Source organism: Bacillus sp. FJAT-29937, assembly GCF_001509555.1.
GTDB lineage: Bacteria > Bacillota > Bacilli > Bacillales > Cytobacillaceae > Cytobacillus.
The window spans coordinates 755,857-773,688 of the sequence record NZ_LMAS01000001.1; the positions used below are offsets into that span (position 1 = coordinate 755,857).

The 17,832-nt window shown below is 37.5% G+C and carries 13 protein-coding genes; 2 read left to right on the top strand and 11 right to left on the bottom strand.

Going from position 1 to position 17,832, the window contains the following annotated elements; genetic code table 11:
* Nucleotides 1–67 precede the first annotated feature (67 nt).
* On the bottom strand, nucleotides 68–1,327 hold the full coding sequence (locus AR328_RS03695; protein WP_066289949.1) for an MFS transporter: 1,260 nt from the start codon (nucleotides 1,325–1,327) through the stop codon (nucleotides 68–70).
* Between the two features lie 277 nt (nucleotides 1,328–1,604).
* Here AR328_RS03695 and AR328_RS03700 point away from each other — a divergent pair, with 277 nt between their 5' ends.
* Nucleotides 1,605–2,429 (top strand): aldo/keto reductase, encoded by an 825-nt coding sequence (locus AR328_RS03700; RefSeq protein WP_066289952.1) that lies wholly within the window; start codon nucleotides 1,605–1,607, stop codon nucleotides 2,427–2,429.
* 40 nt (nucleotides 2,430–2,469) lie between these two features.
* Here AR328_RS03700 and arcC read toward each other — a convergent pair whose 3' ends face one another.
* From arcC to AR328_RS03750, 10 genes are all read right to left on the bottom strand, one after another.
* A complete protein-coding gene (gene arcC, locus AR328_RS03705; protein ID WP_066289957.1) occupies nucleotides 2,470–3,408 on the bottom strand; it encodes a carbamate kinase in 939 nt (312 codons plus the stop codon).
* Between the two features lie 146 nt (nucleotides 3,409–3,554).
* On the bottom strand, nucleotides 3,555–4,829 hold the full coding sequence (locus AR328_RS22760; protein ID WP_066289959.1) for a DUF1116 domain-containing protein: 1,275 nt from the start codon (nucleotides 4,827–4,829) through the stop codon (nucleotides 3,555–3,557).
* Between the two features lie 69 nt (nucleotides 4,830–4,898).
* Nucleotides 4,899–6,644 carry an acyl-CoA synthetase FdrA gene (fdrA, locus tag AR328_RS22765; protein WP_066289966.1) on the bottom strand — a complete coding sequence of 582 codons (1,746 nt, stop codon included), beginning with the start codon at nucleotides 6,642–6,644 and terminating at the stop codon, nucleotides 4,899–4,901.
* Nucleotides 6,645–6,736: 92 nt separating this feature from the next.
* Nucleotides 6,737–7,786, bottom strand: a complete 1,050-nt coding sequence (gene allD, locus AR328_RS03720) for an ureidoglycolate dehydrogenase (RefSeq protein WP_066289970.1) — start codon at nucleotides 7,784–7,786, stop codon at nucleotides 6,737–6,739.
* A gap of 47 nt (nucleotides 7,787–7,833) precedes the next feature.
* Entirely contained in the window at nucleotides 7,834–8,886 is a 1,053-nt protein-coding gene (gene allD, locus AR328_RS03725; protein WP_066289979.1) for an ureidoglycolate dehydrogenase, read from the bottom strand.
* 23 nt (nucleotides 8,887–8,909) lie between these two features.
* Nucleotides 8,910–9,674 (bottom strand): (S)-ureidoglycine aminohydrolase, encoded by a 765-nt coding sequence (gene allE, locus AR328_RS03730; protein ID WP_066289982.1) that lies wholly within the window; start codon nucleotides 9,672–9,674, stop codon nucleotides 8,910–8,912.
* 77 nt (nucleotides 9,675–9,751) lie between these two features.
* Nucleotides 9,752–11,014, bottom strand: a complete 1,263-nt coding sequence (allC, locus tag AR328_RS03735) for an allantoate deiminase (protein ID WP_066289985.1) — start codon at nucleotides 11,012–11,014, stop codon at nucleotides 9,752–9,754.
* Between the two features lie 780 nt (nucleotides 11,015–11,794).
* Nucleotides 11,795–13,453: a PucR family transcriptional regulator gene (locus AR328_RS03740; protein ID WP_066289991.1), complete on the bottom strand. Its 1,659-nt coding sequence runs from the start codon at nucleotides 13,451–13,453 to the stop codon at nucleotides 11,795–11,797.
* Between the two features lie 155 nt (nucleotides 13,454–13,608).
* Entirely contained in the window at nucleotides 13,609–15,000 is a 1,392-nt protein-coding gene (locus AR328_RS03745) for a uracil/xanthine transporter (protein ID WP_231734743.1), read from the bottom strand.
* Nucleotides 15,001–15,026: 26 nt separating this feature from the next.
* A complete protein-coding gene (locus AR328_RS03750; protein WP_066289997.1) occupies nucleotides 15,027–15,971 on the bottom strand; it encodes a DUF2877 domain-containing protein in 945 nt (314 codons plus the stop codon).
* 201 nt (nucleotides 15,972–16,172) lie between these two features.
* Between AR328_RS03750 and AR328_RS03755 the strand changes: the two genes are divergently transcribed.
* Nucleotides 16,173–17,819, top strand: coding sequence for a PucR family transcriptional regulator (locus AR328_RS03755; RefSeq protein ID WP_066290000.1), 1,647 nt, complete (start codon nucleotides 16,173–16,175; stop codon nucleotides 17,817–17,819).
* The last annotated feature ends 13 nt before the right edge of the window (nucleotides 17,820–17,832 follow it).

A 17,832-nucleotide genomic window follows, 5' to 3' on the forward strand; every position in this document is an offset into this window, starting at 1 on the left:
CAGAAAGTCAGTTTATCCTGACTTTTTGGACAGCCCCAGCCATTTCTATATTAATCTCATAGATGATTTACTCAGATTCAAACTTAACTTGGTCTGGAACACGGATCAATAGGGCCCCTCCAATAACGAATAAAATAACTAAGCTCAGAACCCCGCTATTTGTATTTCCAGTTATATGGGCAGTGGCTCCAACTAATGTAGGTCCTGCAATGGCTGCAACCCTTCCGAAGATATTATAAAACCCGAAAAATTCATTAGATGATTCTTTCGGTATGAGTTTGGCAAAATAAGAACGGCTTAACGCCTGTATCCCTCCCTGTACTGAAGCTACCAGCATAGCAAGTATCCAAAAATCGAGAGCCGTTTTTAAGAAAAAGGCGTAAATACAAATAATAATATAGACAAAAATAGCGACACCAATCATTTTCTTTTCACTAAATTTTTGGCCTAGTTTACCGAACAATACTGTAAATGGAGCAGCAACTACTTGAACTAAGAACAATACAATTAGTAAAGTAGAATCACCAATTCCTAAATCTTTCCCATAGGCAGTAGACATGGTTAATATCGTATGCACTCCATCAATATAGAAGAAATACGCCAATAGGAAAAGAAACAGGGCACGATAAGCTTTTATATTTTTCAACGTTTTAAACAGCTTTTTAAAACTTGTAGAAACAGGATTAGGCACACGCTCTGCATAATATTTTTGTTCAACATTTTTCAGCAGCGGGATGGTAAAAAGCCCCCACCATAAAGCAGTAATGACAAAGGCAATTTGACTGGCTATTCCTACGGATAATGGAATAATGCCTTGCTGAGCCAAAATGATAATCGCGATGGAAATAATAAATGGGATTGTACTCCCGATATAACCTAGCGCAAAGCCATTTGACGATATGCGGTTCATTCTATCCTCACTCGTAACATCAACTAAAAAGGCATCATAGAAAATATTTGCCCCCGCAAATCCAACAGAGGTCAAAATAAAACATCCTAATAGGATCAGCCATTGATCATTTGGAACAACAGCTAACAACAGTGTAAAGATAATTCCTAATGAAGCAAAAAACGTGAAAAACCGTTTTTTGAAGCCCCTGAAGTCAGCAATTGTTCCTAACAGCGGTGCCAATATGGATACAATTAAAGTAGCAAATGAGTTCGCATAACCCCAGTATGCTGTCGATGCTGATGAAGAGATCCCCGCTTCCGTTGCAGCCGATTTAAAATATAATGGAAAAATAGCAGTAACAACTACGATCGCATAAGCTGAATTTGCCCAATCATAAAAAGCCCAGCTTCGTTCTGGTTTCGTCATTTTTTCCATTGAAGTCCCCCCTTTAATTATTTACATCTGTAAACGCCTGAAATTCCCTTTTATAACATTGTACACTTTATGGGTAGATTAGTAGATTATATTTTCGTAAATTTTCAATAATGATTATGACCATCTCTCCACATTCAGCATTTTGTTTCGACATTAGCTCTATCTAAAGCAAATGTTGGAAAATGAATCATATTTCATTTACAATATTAGTGTATTTACATGACCAATTGTTATCTTAATAAGGGAAATAATATTTTTTTGATGGGAGCAGTGAATGATGAATTTTGTTACTTTAAATAATGGGGTAAAGATGCCGCAGCTTGGTTTCGGAGTATGGAGAGTGGAAGATGAACTAGCAACTGAATCAGTTGCTAAAGCATTAGAGGTTGGATATAGATCGATTGATACTGCCATGATATATAAGAATGAGAACGGGGTAGGGAAAGCTATTAAAGAATCGGCTATCCCCCGAGAAGAGCTATTTATAACGACAAAGGTTTGGAATAGTGATCAAGGCTTTGATCGTACATTGCAGGCATATGAAGACAGCTTAGAAAGACTTGGCCTTGATTATGTAGACTTATACTTAATCCACTGGCCAGCACCTGAATTTGATCAATATGCAGATACATATAAAGCGCTAGAAAAACTTTATCGCGACGGACGCGTAAAGGCTATTGGGGTGTGCAATTTTGAATTAGAACATCTTGACCGTATATTAAAAGAATGTGATGTAAAGCCCGTATTAAATCAAATTGAATGCCATCCGTTCTTGGCTCAAAGCGAGTTAAAAGACTTCTGCTCAAAGCATGAAATTTTTGTAGAGGCATGGAGCCCTCTTCATCAAGGCGGTGAAGTGCTGCAAAATGAGACGATAAAAAATATCGCAGCGAAACATGACAAAACAGCTGCTCAAACCGTTTTGCGCTGGCACTTGCAAAATAACACAATCGTTATTCCTAAATCAGTAACTCCATCCCGCATTGAAGAAAATTTCAATGTGTTTGATTTCGAGCTTTCAGCTAATGAAATGAATGAGATAAATAATCTTAATCGCAATGAGCGAAAAGGCCCAAATCCGAATGAATTTCATATGAGATAATATAAAAAAGACGGCAGCCGCCGTCTTTTTAAAGTTCTTATTAAAGAGTTACACGTGTACCTGTTTTGCCTTCAAGAGCATCTTGAAGCTTGTCCATTGATGTGATGATTACGTTTTTGCCGCCTTTTTGAAGGAACAGAATAGCAGCTTCGATTTTTGGTCCCATGCTTCCTTTAGGGAAATGACCTTCATCCATGTAACGTAAAGCTTCTTCAACTGTCATTTCGAATAGGTTTTGTTGTTCTGGTGTTCCGAAATGGATCGCCACTTGCTCAACACCTGTTAAGATAAATAAGTAATCTGCATTAATTTCTGCAGCTAATAGTGCACTTGCGAAATCTTTATCAATTACAGCGTTTGTACCTTTTAGCATTCCATTTTCTTCGATAACTGGGATACCGCCGCCGCCAGCTGTAATAACAGTAATTTCTTTATCTAATAGAGCTTGGATTGCATCTTTTTCAACGATTGTTACTGGTTTTGGAGAAGCAACTACACGTCTGTATCCTCTGCCGCTATCTTCAATGTAAGAAATTTGTTCAGTTTCAAGAACTTTCTCTAACTCTTCTTTAGTATAGAACGGTCCAATTGGCTTTGTTGGATTATCAAATGCTGGATCATCTTTAGAAACAACTGATTGTGTAACAATTGTTGCAACTGGTCTGTTTATGTTGCGTTCTACCATTTTGTTTCTAAATGCTTGTTGAATTAAGTAACCTAAGTTACCTTGAGTCTCAGCATCTAAAACATCTAAAGGGTAAGCTGGAATTACTGATTCAGCCATTTGGTTTTTAATTAATTGGTTTCCAACTTGAGGTCCGTTACCATGAGTGATAACTACTGTGTTACCTTGTTCGATTAAAGCAAGAACAGGCTCAACACTTTCACTAATATTTTGTTGTTGTTCTTCAAGTGTACCTTTTTGACCTTCTTTAATAATCGCGTTTCCACCAATAGCTAAAACAATTTTCTTACTCATTAACGACACTCCTTTTATGATAACTTCCTTACCGATTATGAAGCTTTTCTGTATATTTATGCAAGCATTTTTTCTCAAAAAAAATGTTTTTTTCCAAAAAGGAGGAGAGGAACTAGCCAATAACTACCCCTCTCCAAAAAATTACATTATTCTGCTTCAATTAATCCAAGCTTCACTGCATAAGCTTCGATTGCTTTTTCAAAGCATGCTAATGGGGCACGAACCGTACCTGCACCGATTTGGCCAACTCCCGCTTCTTTATGAGCAATACCAGTGTTAATAACTGGCTCGATTCCAGTTTCAACAACTTTTCTTGCATCAATGCCAAGGCAAGAACCTTTGAAATCCCAAGTAGGAATTGAGTAGTTAGGGTTGTGATCAATACAGATTTCCATCATATCATTACTTGTGCTAACTGCATCGTCCATACCGCCTGCACCTACGAAGCGTGTAACACCAGGAGCAGCAATCATTGCCATTCCACCGACACCGAATGTTTCAGTGATTGCACTGTCACCCATGTCAGGGCAAGCCATGTCTTGATCATAACCAGTAAAGAATAGACCTTGTGGTGTATTAACTGGTGCTGTAAACCATTGATCTCCCATACCTGCAATACGGATTCCGAACTCATATCCATTACGGCTCATTGCTGTTACAACTGTGCCATGCTGAATTTCTCTAGCTGTATCCATAATTGCTTTACTTGTTGCCATTGCAATATTTAAGAAGAATTGATCTGTATCAGCTAAGAATTGAATAACATCTAGTTTATCTTTTTCATCTGCATCTGATTGTAAAATGTAAGGAGCAATGTCTTTTAAGAAAATAAGTGAACCAGCGATATTACGTTGGTGGAACTCATCACCCATTGTAATTGCTTTAGCAATCGCTACGTTTACGTTTAAGCCATCGCCTTTTACTTTAAGCGCTTTTGAAATAACAGGTCCAAGGACGTCTCTGAACCATCCAAGACGGTTAATTACTTCATCAGAATATGCACCGAAACGTAGAACAGCACCAATTCCTTCATTCATTGTGCAATATGCTTGATTGCTGCCGTCACGATTTTCTACGACAAGAACTGGCATGTTTCCAGATGTGATTCCACCCATTGGACCTACCGCATTTACGTGGTGACATGGAATGAATTCGATTTCACCATTTCTAAGCATTTCAAATGCTTCATCAGCATTTTTTGCCCAACCTTCAAATAATGTAGCTCCAACACAAGATCCTTGCATTGGGCTTGTCATGTTTTCCCATTTAATAGGTGGTCCTGCATGAAGTAATACTTTCCCATTTAATTCTTTAATAACAGATTTAGCAGGAACTACATCTGTTAAGAAAGGCGCGCCTGATACAATTTTATCGATAACCGCTCGGTTTGCTTCATCAATTGTTTTAAATTGTCCGTACATTATACTTTCCTCCTGAACATTCATTGGTCGTGGATACCGGTTTCTCTTAATTCGTTTATATTCCCTTGATTAGCGAAGTACACTTAAGATTTTGCGCATTCTTGGATTTCCGCCTGCAACTGGACGCCAGTCAAATTGAACAACTCTTCCGCCGTTTGCAGTAATTGCATCTGTAAATTTCTTCAATCCAACGTTAACAACATTTGGTTTTGAAGTTAATAATTTTTCGATTGCTTCTGAAACTGCAATATCAGCGCTTGATGTTTCTTTAGCAGGAACTACTTCTTTTTGTACTTCTTCAATTTGGATATCAAGCATAGCTAAAGCAGTTAAAATAGCTTGGTTATTGCTATCACGCAGGATAACACCAGCTTGTTCTAGTTTTGCTTTTTGCTCATCAATATCTTGTGGATCTTGATCCGTACCACAAACAGTTCCAACAAAGTAAATGTTTCTGCCATTTTCTTTAGCAGCGTTCTGAATTTTTTTGATTCCAGGGATTAGTGCACCAGCCATATCTTCATGAGAACCATATCCAAGTACAACATCAAATAAAATAATAGCTGTTGATTCATCTTGTGCTGCTTTTTGGAAGAATTGGATTCTAGTATCTGGATCAATCATTGGATGCGGTTTACCTTGTGTATAAATATCATCACCAAGGTCAATGATTTCAAATCCATTAGCATTTAACAGATAACCGTCTTCGTGATGATCTGTTGATCCAAGGTTAAGTCCTCTGCTAATAAGTGTAGCTGCTTCATATCCAAGAGTTCCGCCAGAATATAAACCTTTAATTGTTTTTTGTTCAGGCTTTAAGTTTACAGCAGGTACTTCAGCTTCAAGATTATTGTAATTTGGCTTGATAGCATTACCTTTAGCAAGGTCTACAGCGATAGCTGCTGTTTCTTCAAGTGTGTTTGCATAGTAAACATTTCCCTCATGGTTATGCGGCTCTTCACCAAGGAAAATCGCAACAACTGGCTTGGAAAGGCTTTGAAGCAATTGAACAACTTCATCACGAACTTCTTTTGCAGGTGGTTTTGAAATTAATGTGATAACTTCAGTTTGGCTATGCTGTGCTAAAGCCTTAATACCATCTAGCATTGTAATCGCACCGATTTTATCATTAAGGTCACGGCCGCCAGTACCGATTGCATGGCTAACACCGCTGCCTAAACGGTCAATTTCTGTAATAACTTCTTGAATACCTGTTCCAGAAGCTCCAATAACACCAATTTTTCCTGTTTTCACAACGTTTGCGAATGCAAGCGGAACACCTGAAACAACTGCAGTACCACAGTCAGGACCCATAACAAGAAGACCTTTTTCATGAGCTTTTTCTTTAATGCGACGCTCATCTTCAATTGTTACATTGTCACTGAAAATTAAAACGTGCATATCTCTATCAATTGCTTTTTCTGCTTCTTCAGCTGCATATTGACCTGGTGTAGAGATGATTGCTAGATTGGCACCCGGTAATGCTTGCGTAGCTTTATCCCATGAACGTACAGTTTCAAAAGCTTCCTTGCTGCTGCTGATTGCTTGGTTGCTTAAATAGTTATCTACTTCATCAAGAACTTCTTGAATCTTTTCTTCTGAATCAGTGTCAACAACGATACACATATCATTGGAAGCTGCACCTTCAAGTTCGTCCGTGAATAGATCAGCAGTCTTGAAGATATCTTTGTTAGCAGGAGTCCCCATCATAATTTGGACTTTATTAATGCCTTCCATCGTTGAGATTTTATTCGTAAGAAGCATTAGGTTAACTGAATCCTGATATGAATTCTGTTTGACGATCGTATAAAGCATATTTCATGCACCTCTTTTTATATTTTTCTTACCTTTTCATTGAAGAAGGATGGCAACTTTCGGAGACCACCCTTACGTTTCAATCACTTTTTTTATTTTGCAAAAGGGCTTTTATTGTCATAGGCATTGTTGTGAACAACATCTGAAGTCAAATATTCATAAATATGATCCACAATTTCAATGCCGTTCTCTTCATATTTCTTTTCCCTCTCAGCACTTCTTTGCCCAGGGTAAGAAACTTGATCAAAACCAGGAGCCGGCTTAATGTTATTAAGGTCTTTCATTGTTGTTGCGATATCTTCTTGGAAGCCTTTAATTCCTGTAAAGAACTCAGGATTGATAACAATATGAAGCTGACCAAGATTTCGATACTCAGTGAGATCATGGTACATGGAAGAAACTTTGTTTCCAAATGGAAGGCCAAGTAAGATACCTGATAAAACATCAACCATCATCATAAGGCCGTATCCCTTTGGACCAGAGATCGGAACTAACGCATTTACTTTAAATGGATCTGTCGTCGGTTCCCCATTGCTGTCAACAGCCCATGTATCAGGAATGGATTCGTTTTTCGATCTTGCATGAAGGATTTTTCCCCATGCCTGAACAGTTGTCGCCATATCAAAGGTAATATGTTCTCCGTCCTTGCCTGGTGCAGCAAAAGCAATTGGGTTCGTTCCGTAATAAGGCTCTGAACCGCCAAAAGGAACGACCATCGGATCGGATTGGCAAACTGAAATCCCAACGAGATTTTCATTTGCAGCTTGTTGAACAAAGTAAGAAAGTGCACCGCTATGGCCAATTCTGCTTACTCCTACGACAGCAACACCGTTTTCTTTTGCCATTTTAATCGCTTCATCCATTGCAAGCTTTGCTGCTACATGGCCTACTCCATTATCTCCATCAAAAATCGCCGTACAAGGACCCGTTTTTTCAAACTTGAATTCTGGATTATTATTTAGTCCGCCTTTAGCAATTCTTTCAGCATAATATTCCACTCTCATTGCTCCATGAGAGTGAACGCCTCTAGCATCCGCATGAACAAGTACATCGGCAACTCCTGAAGCATGATCTTCAGTCAAACCAGCCATATGAAGCTTCTTTGCAATTAAATCATGCAATTGCTCTTTAGATAATCTCATTCTCTCTCACCCCTCCTGAATTCGTCCTTACCTTTTTTCATTTAAAATTACTTAGCAAATGGGTCTTTATGATCATATTGATTGTTATGGATCACATCAGAGCGTAAATATTCTAAGATGTCATCAACAATTTCAATGCCGTTTTCCTTATATTCAGCAATAACAACATCATTATTTTGTCCAGGGTATAATACCTTTGAAAATCCTGGTGCAGGTTTAATGTTATTTAAGTCTTCCATCGTTTGCGAAATATCTCGCTTAAATCCGCTTAGACCACCGAAGAATTCCGGATTAATAACGATATGAAGCTGTCCTAATTTACGGTATTCATGTAAATCTTCGTACATGGATGAAACTTTATTTCCAAAAGGAAGTCCAAGCAGAACACCTGATAGGACGTCAACCATCATCATGAGCCCATAACCTTTAGGTCCTGATATTGGCAATAATGCGTTCACATTAAACGGATCTGTTGTAGGCTCTCCATTTTTGTCAACAGCCCATGTGTCTGGAATCGATTCATGTTTTGATCTTGCATGAAGAATTTTTCCCCATGCTTGTACAGTAGTAGCCATATCTAAAGTAATGAATTTACCCTCTTCCGTGCTTGGTGCAGCAAACGCAATTGGATTCGTGCCATAATAAGGCTCTGCTCCGCCAAAAGGAACAACCATCGGATCAGACTGACAAACTGTAAGCCCAATCAGATTTGCATTAGCAGCTTGATGGGTAAAGTAGGAGATCGCTCCACTGTGAGACATATCTCTTACACCAACAATAGCAATACCGTTTTCTTTTGCCATTTTAATGGCTTCATCCATTGCTAATTTTGCTGCAGTATGGCCGTTGCCGCCATCTGCATGGAAAATCCCTGAGCAAGGGCCAGTAGGCTCGAATTTAAAGCTAGGATTTGCATTAATCCCGCCTTTAGCAATTCTTTCGGCATAATATTCTACACGCATTGCACCGTGAGAATGAATTCCTCTTTCGTCTGCAAATACGAGTACATCTGCTGCCGTTTCGGCATGGTCATCATTAAGACCAGCTCTATGCAGCTTTGTTTTGATTAGACTCTTTAAGTCCTCTCGGCTAATTCTCATCGTGACACCTCTTTAGTTGCTAATTATAATTCTGGATCCCGATTACAGTCCTTAGAGTAAACATAAGTTAGTGGCTCTCTGCCTACAGCGTAAGCAGCTTGGTGAACATATGGCCCCATGAAAATGTAATCGCCTTTTTTAACTGGAATCCACTCATTATCAAGGTTATACATACCCTCACCTGAAAGTAAGTATGCACCATGCTGTTGATAATGTGTTTCAATAAATGGATGACTTGCCGCTGGATCGAATGATAAAATATGGAAATTCATATCAAAATCAATATCTAATGGCAATAAATCTTTAATATGAACATTGTGCATTTCATCGTAATCTCTGTATTCAATATCATTTGAATGACCGGATACGACCCAAGGCTTCTTGCCTTCTAGTGGCTTGTATTTTTGTTTGTAAAGGAATAGTCGTGAATCGCCAGCTTCCATGTTTTCTAAGTACATTGTCACGCCAGGCGGGCAATATAAATAACCGCTTTCCTCTAAAACAAATTCTTGATCGTCAGCTTTCGCTTTTACTTTTCCGCCTAAAACATAAACAAAACTCTCAACATCTGCTTGTCCGCAGAAGCCTTGGCTGTTCTTTCCGCCCTCATGCATTGTAACGATGTAATCAACAAAGGTTGCACCTAGTTGTGGAGATCCTAAAATCGACATTGTGCAATTTTCAAAGCCAGGAATAACATTATTTACAAGACCTTCAGGTGCGATTAAAGCATATAAACCATGTTTGATTATGGATCTACTTGTAAGCAAATCTTTTGGATAACCCATCGAAACATTCTCCTCTGTTTTTAAAATTTTTTTATAATAAAAGGTTTAAAACCTGTTTATACATTGCTGATATAGAATTATTCTTTATATCCTAATTCATAAAGGGCACCAATAAGTGCTTTTATACCCTCAGCCAAGTCTGCTGGTTCAGTAAACTCTGCCGGATTATGGCTAATTCCTTTTAAGCTAGGAACGAATAACATAGCTGTTGGTACAGCTGGAGCAAAGATTTGTGAATCATGGCCGGCTCCGCTGTGCATCAGTTTGAAAGTTAAACCATTCTCTTTGCATTGTTTTTCAATTAATTCAACAACCTTCTGGTCCATTGGAACAGGATCCGCATCCATCCAAAGGTCGATGTTTATTTCAACACCATGCTCTTTAGAAATTGCTTTCATACGGTCAGTCATTTTTTCAGTGAAAGAAACAATTGCCTCTTTATCTGTATGACGCACATCAATTGTGAAGATCGCTTTACCAGGAACTACGTTAACAATGCTAGGCTGTGCTTCAATTTTACCCACTGTTGTTACAAGTGGATCTCCCTCAACTCTAGCCATAGAAATAATTTCATAAACCATTTGGCTTGCAGCATACATCGCATCTTTACGGTAGCCCATTGGGGTTGTTCCCGCATGGTTCGCTTCTCCTGTAACTTCCACTGTATAGCGTCTTTGTCCAACGATGTTGTTAACAACACCTACTGGAATCTTTTCAGTTTCTAGAACGCTTCCTTGTTCAACGTGAACTTCTACGAATGCTTTTAAATCTTCACGCATTCCTTTGGATTCATCTCTAAAACCAAAACCTGCATTTTTCATCGCTTCGACGAATGGAATTCCTTCGAAGTCTTTAATATTTTCAACCTCTTCGCGTTTGGCAATCCCAACAATATTTTTGGAGCCCCAGAAAGCATAAGGGAAACGGCTTCCTTCTTCTTCAGCCATTGATACGACTTCAATATTGCGAAGCGGCTCACCGTAAGCTTCTTTTAAATATTTCAGCGCAATGATTCCGGCAATGATCCCATAGGCACCATCATACTTACCGCCATTCTTTACTGTATCAACATGGGAGCCAGTTAGTACTGTCTCGTTTACATTTTTTCCTTTAAGCGTTCCAAACAAATTGCCAATTTCATCAAATTTAGCTTCAAGACCGATTTCTTCCATCCATTCTTTTAAAGCATTCTGGCCTTCAACCCAGGCTTTTGAATAAAGGAGACGTGATACTCCCCCTTCAGGGTCCTCGCCGAAGCCTGCTAGCCATTCAAGTCTAGATGCGGCTTCTTCCGGCAATTTATCAAAGTTTATTGACTTTCCTTTTGTTCCTTCAGCCATTCTGTTCATCCTTTCTGTTTTATTTTTGGAACTTGGATTATGCTAAATATAGAACGATTATTTAACTTCATGAAGTAAGCAGATTATGATTTGCATTACATTTAGTTAATGACTTATAGTATTCTTTGTTATGTAACAACTTCCTATGCAACTGCTTACAATTCACATTTATTAATTTTGAGTAAGGTTCTTATACTTTAAGACCCACATTCAATGGTATAAGATTTTGCACCTATAGTCTTTAGGTAAAGTAGATAAAGTTCCATTTCTGCTTTTATCTTAATTGGATAATGCCTGAACACAAAAAAAGGCATCCGACCAGCTTATCAGAATATAAGCTTGAACAGATACCATTAGATTCATTAAAAAAGTTATAACACCGCAAATAGAAAGCTCATCGCTTCCGTCTAGCGCCGTACAGCCACAATCATTTCACTTGACATAAAGAAAATACAAAGCAGAAATATAACTCTATACTGAATGATGCCAGGAAGAAAGGCGAAATCCACTACCCATTGGGCACTGGGTGTAAGTAAATTTGTAAAGTTCCATAACAATTCTAGTAAGATCAATAGAGTTTCCACCATAATATCATTTCCCTTTGTTAGGTTATTTTCTTGAAATTCTATACCTAATAAGTGTGTTTCTTAACCTCACCTCTAGTATAAGGGAAATGCCATTACAGGCGAATAAAAATGTAAAGGGTTACATTACAAAAACATTAAAATAATAAAATCTAGACCTTAAAAAATACCCAACAATTAAATGAAAAGCCCCAATTTATATTCCATTTTCACGTTGAAGAAGATCTACAATCTTTAACCCAACTTGAACAGATAGCATTTCCTCCGCATCTTTAAAATCCATGCCAGTAATCTCTTTTATTCTATCCAAACGATATACAACGGTTTTGTAATGGATATAGAGAACTTTAGACGCCTTAGCAGCATTTTGTTGACATTCCAAAAAAACCTGCAGAGTCTTTAGGAGATCCGCTTGATTTTCTTGCTGGTAATTTAACAAATCCTTAAGCGATTGAGGAATAAATTGACTTAATTCTCCAGGGTCTTTAAAATGACATAAAAGACGAAAAATCCCTAATTCAGAAAAGGCTGTAATCGATTCCTTGCCATTTATCCTTTCACCTAGTTCTAATGCATCGCGAGCTTCCTTGTAACTTTCAGGAATGTCAATTACCCCCTTCGCTACGTTCCCGATACCCACTTGTAGGGAAATATCCTTTACTTGTTTTTCAATAAACTCTTGAATGCTTCTAGATGTGTCCTTTATATCACTCATCCATGCAGGATCATTTTTATAATTCTTCTTGACCTTCCAAAGAACGATGACTAAATTACTCTTGCTTGTAATAATCCCTTTTGGCAAGTAATGATGAAGAGTCTCATATACTAACGCATGACTCCGGTCGGAAACAACCTGCTTATTCCCATACTCTTTAAGCTGATTTATTTTGAAGACAACAGCCACAAATGAGCCTTCAAAATCCCAGCCGATTACATTCGCTTTCTCGTGGATTGATTGAAGTGAATGGATTTTCCCACTAATAAGCTCATCAATTAAATCATTTTTAAACTTCTTTTCAACCTCAGCTACCGCAAATTGTTTCACTAACTCAAGAGATAAGGAAGTTGCAGCATTCTCAACCGCAATTAAATCAAGTTCCTGTAATGATTTATTCATCTCTCCAATTAACAAATAAGTTTTTACATGATGCAAAGTCTCAATCGGAACGACTATTTGATGACCCATTACGTTATCTAATTGCGGATATTTCACAATTTGCCGATAGTGCGGGAACTTTATTCCTGCAGTCTGTTCATAGAAATGGACCTTTTCAATAATTTGAAATGATGATAGACAAGGAGTTGTTGAAACAATACAATGAAAATTTCGGTCAAATAAGGCAACTGGGTTACCGATTAATTTCTCTAACGTATCAATAATTTTTTCTAGTCCTTTATCAGCAAGTGACAATGCTGTAAAGCGATCATGAATTTCTTGATAATAATTTAACTTTGTTACTTGTTTATTAAAGAGTTCATCCATTACAGGATACATGACATCAACAAATGGAATTTCCTTCGGCAGCTGAATGATTGGTAAACCTAGTTTCTCGCTGAGCCGGATCAGGGATTCAGATATTTCCTTTTCCACTATTTTAACGACAAGCGTACTTACTTTTTTCTCCACTAACCTCACGATGAATTCCTTTTGTTCCTCTTCATCTAAAGAACGAATGGAATAAAGGCTAGTTAAGATTACCTCCCCGCCCTTTATCCAATCAACAATATCAGGTCCTTCCATGATCGTGATGCCCTTAATATTATTGACCAAATAACGGTGTCCCCCTAAGACAACTGCGTCTTTCATGGATTCTATATTTAATAAATCTGTTACTTTAAATTCCTTAAATTCCATCAGTATTTGTCCTTTCGATAGATTAATACTGCAAATGATTCCTCTTAACTATACAGTATAAAAAAAGCGCAACACATTTAATAATATAAAAATAATCAAAAAGGGCAAAAGAGAAAACCTCTTAAGCCCTTTTTGTCATTTATTCATCGTTTTCTTCATCCATTACGCACCGTTTGGTTTTTTTCTAATTCTATATCTAAAGCTGTTATTTCCTTTTTTTGTTTACTATCCTCAGTCACACTGACACGTTCCCAATTGACGAGGTTTTCTAAAAGAAGGGCTAAAATGATTCCCATTAGTAATCCACTGCTAAGTAGAGGGCGAATGACGCTCGGGATTGTTTCAAAATAAGACGGAGGCAATGTCATAATCACGATTCCTACAAACAATGGAATTGCTGAACGATAGGCATTATTCGCTTTAAACTCCACCTGCTTGAAAAAATTCATCGACGAATTCAGTAGTAATAAATACGAAACAAACAATGCTGCGCTTCCCACACTCAATGGCAATTGTGAGAAAAAGTGGCCAATCGGCGGGATTAGCCCCATAACTAAAAACATAAATCCACCGAGAACAAATGGAAGTCTTTTCAATATACCCGTTTGACTAAGGAAGCCAATTGACGAAACATAAGGTGAATAAGGGACAAGACCAAATAAACCAGAAATAGCCGTAAAAAAACTTGTAATGACAAAGGATGCTCTGTACTCCGACTTCTTAGTCTGTACATTGTACATGCCCTCAGTTCCCTTTAATGATCCAAATGTGTTTGCCGAGTTTAGTAATCCAGCTAACACTGTCGTGATAATAATTCCTGCATCCCAAGCTGGTTTCCCTAATGGAAATAACTCCAAGCTATATGATGATGCTTGGCTAACCGAATCTTGAGATTGAAAAATAAGCGAATAGGCAACCCAACCAATGATGATACCAATCAATAAGCCGTAACGACGAATACTTGGCGGTGCTTTAACACTGATGATAATGACGATAATTGCCGTAATGATGGATAATAAGGAAATAGATAAATCAATGTGTGCACCTTGAGGTTGATTACCAAAGGGAATACCAAGCATCCCTTTCAAAAAGATGCCAATCAACTGGCATCCAAATAAAAACATAAACACACCCATTGCTGCAGGGTTAAATAGTTTAGCTAGGTGTGGACCTACACCACTAACACCAATGATAAAAGTCAAAATGGCAGATATAATAATTCCAACAGTCAAGCTGCCTCCAAGGACAGACATCGGCATCCCTTGTGCTGAGGCGGTCGTACATAGAGTCAGGATCACTCCCCACCAAAGTCCTGATTGCCCTTCCATGATTGCGCGTCTATGACCAATGAAAGCTTGCACGATACAGGCTAAGCCAGTCACTACAAAGGAAAGCTGTAATAAATTCACTATTTTAATTGGGGGAAGTTCAAAAGCGGCACCGACTGTAATCGGGATAACAACTGTATTTGTGAAAATAAAAAAGAGCCACTGTAATCCCGAAAACCAGTTACTTGATTTTAATAACTCATTATTAATAACAATCACACCCTCTATATAGTAATAAATAATTCTTAATCGACTGCGGCTTTAATACCTAACAAAATGCCAGCTAACGTATCTGCTCCAGAAGTATGTCCAATTTGTTTCATTTCTTTAAGAGCTAGCGACATGTCAGGTCCATGTGATTGATCCATTACATCACACATCTGAATAAGATGTGAATGAAACTTCCTTTCAACTGCGTATATTAAATATTCAAAGGCAACATGCGTTGTCCTGTTCCTGCCGTCTTCTAATAAGTATTTTTTCAGTTGCCGGGTAAAGGCTTTGTTTGTTCCCTCAAATGAAGAAAGAATTGCACAAATCCCGGTTATAATATCATCGCCGCTTGGAGTAAGGCCAAGGCCCCTTCCAATCCAATAATCAAATACTGATTTAGCATTTATTGAATTATCACCACTTGCAAGTTTCCGCAATTCATCTAATTGTTGAATGATGACCGAAGCCTCTTTATTAGTGGCAGAATCGGAATTTATTAAATAATTGATTATCGCTGCTTGATCTTCTTGCGTTTCTGCTATTCCTATTCGCCAATCATTTTGCAAAAGCCTTCTCGCAACGACTTGAATATTATTTTTCAAGTTATTCAAATTGTACATTTTTGATTGGATAGCATGATTCATCAATTCAGCTTTGCCTAACGCAAGTATTATTCCATCCGTGAAAACAAGTCTATTTGATAACTTATCCCAATGAACAGTTTGGTTTGCCCTAATTTGTCGAGTAAGCATTTGTATATGTTCCTGTTCTAATGCGATCCCAAATGGTGCCATGCCATTTTCCAGTCCACCAGCATGGACAAGATGATGACCGAAGCTTAAGTTAAAGCTATTATTAAATATACTGTGGACATACCCTTTAGGATGGTTACTTACAATTGAATGAATTCCATCACTTAAAGCATATGCATTCCACAGTTGTTCATCATATTTATTCATTCCTGTTGAATAAATCAATCAACTCACCTCAAAACTAACTTTAATATATGCTTTAAAATGACAAGAGTCTTCTTAAAAACTTTTCTATAATCTCTATTACCTTAGTGTAAATGATAAACAAGCCCGCTGTCATTGTTCATAATAACCAAAAAATCATTTGATTTTTGTTAACAATTAACGTAAAATACATTTGCGAAGCTTTTAAATGAGGGGTAAAACATGAAAACAATGAATGATTTATTTATATTAGAAGGCATGAAAGAAAGTGTAGTCTTAGCAGGTCACAGAGGACTCACACGGAATGTTCAATTTGTTAATATATCTGATACACCTGATGTCATCCGATTTTTAGATAGCAATCATCTGCTTCTGACAACTGGATATGCTTTCAGTGGTGATATTCAACAATTTTCTGCATTGATTAAACAAATGCACCAATTAAATTGCTCTGGCATTGTCATCAAAATTAACCGATTTTTAAAGGAATTGCCAACAGAAATTAAATTACTTGCTGATGATTTAGCTTTTCCCATTATCGATCTTCCTACAAAGCATACTCTAGGGGAAGTTTCCCGTCATATTTTGAATTACTTAAATGATTCCGAAACCGAACAGCTTTATTACGCCCTTCATGTTCAAAAAGAGTTTTCTGATATGATGATAAAAGGATATAGTTTGACCGCGCTCATCGAACAATTAGGTCATTTCCTTACACGCCCTACCCTTTTATTAAATCATCGGGGCGAAAAAATCGCCTATAGTCATGATTTCCGAATGGATTCAATGAAAATTGTAGAACAAGAAGTGATCCAAAAGGTCAAAGAAGACTTAGTTGCAGCTAGAGAAGGAACTACATTTGTCATTCCATCAAAAGAGCATCTATCCATTTCTACCTTTCCTGTACAAACGAAGAGGCAATACCCCAGCATGCTCGTCATAATAGATTCTTTAACTTTGCCTTATCCTTCTTCACAAATGGCAATCGAACAGGCAGGCAATGTTATTTCCTTCACAATTATTAAAGAACAGGCAATTGAAGAAAATTCAAGAATATTAAAAAATAATTTCTTTGATGACCTGATCGAAATGAGAATTCATTCAGATGAAGAGATTTTAAGCCGTGCAAATTATTATGGATTGAAAGAAAATATGGATAATATTTGTATAATCTGCTCCATTGATCCACAAGGTCAAAATTATCAAGCTTTGCAATTATATGAGAAAAAAGCCGGAGAGTTATATAATAGTATTTACGATCAGCTCGAGGATGAAATCATTCATGGTGAAATGGAAGCCATTTTATTTTCGAAGGAAAAATACTTTGTCATGATAATGCAATTCTCCAATTTTAGTGAAACAGATTTAAATAATGTAACAGAATTTATCACAAGCTGTCAAAACAGTTTACAAGGTGATTATTCAACATCTTTCGGGGTAAGTAATGCCGTTCATTCTCTCAGAGATATTCCAACAGCTTATCACGAAGCTGTAGAAGCAATCATGAACGGTTATGAAATGAATAAGCAAGGATTCATAAACTTCTATAAAACGAAAGATCTTGAAGAATTACTTAATGCCATTCCGAAAAAAGATCTAAGAGCGCTTTACGAAAATACTTTAAAGACGCTCGCGTATCCCAAGACGAAAGAAGATCAGGAATTAGTAAAAACGATCCAAGTTTTCCTTGATTCCCAATGTGAAATTTCCGAGACGTCAAGAAGATTGTTTATCCATAGAAATACTGTTAAATACCGGATTGAGAAAACGGAAGAAATGCTTAATTGCTCATTTCGCGACCCTGCAGATTCACTGCGAATTCGTGTTGCGTTAATTATTGGAACCATTCTTAATGAACACAATCAATAAAAAAAGAAAAACC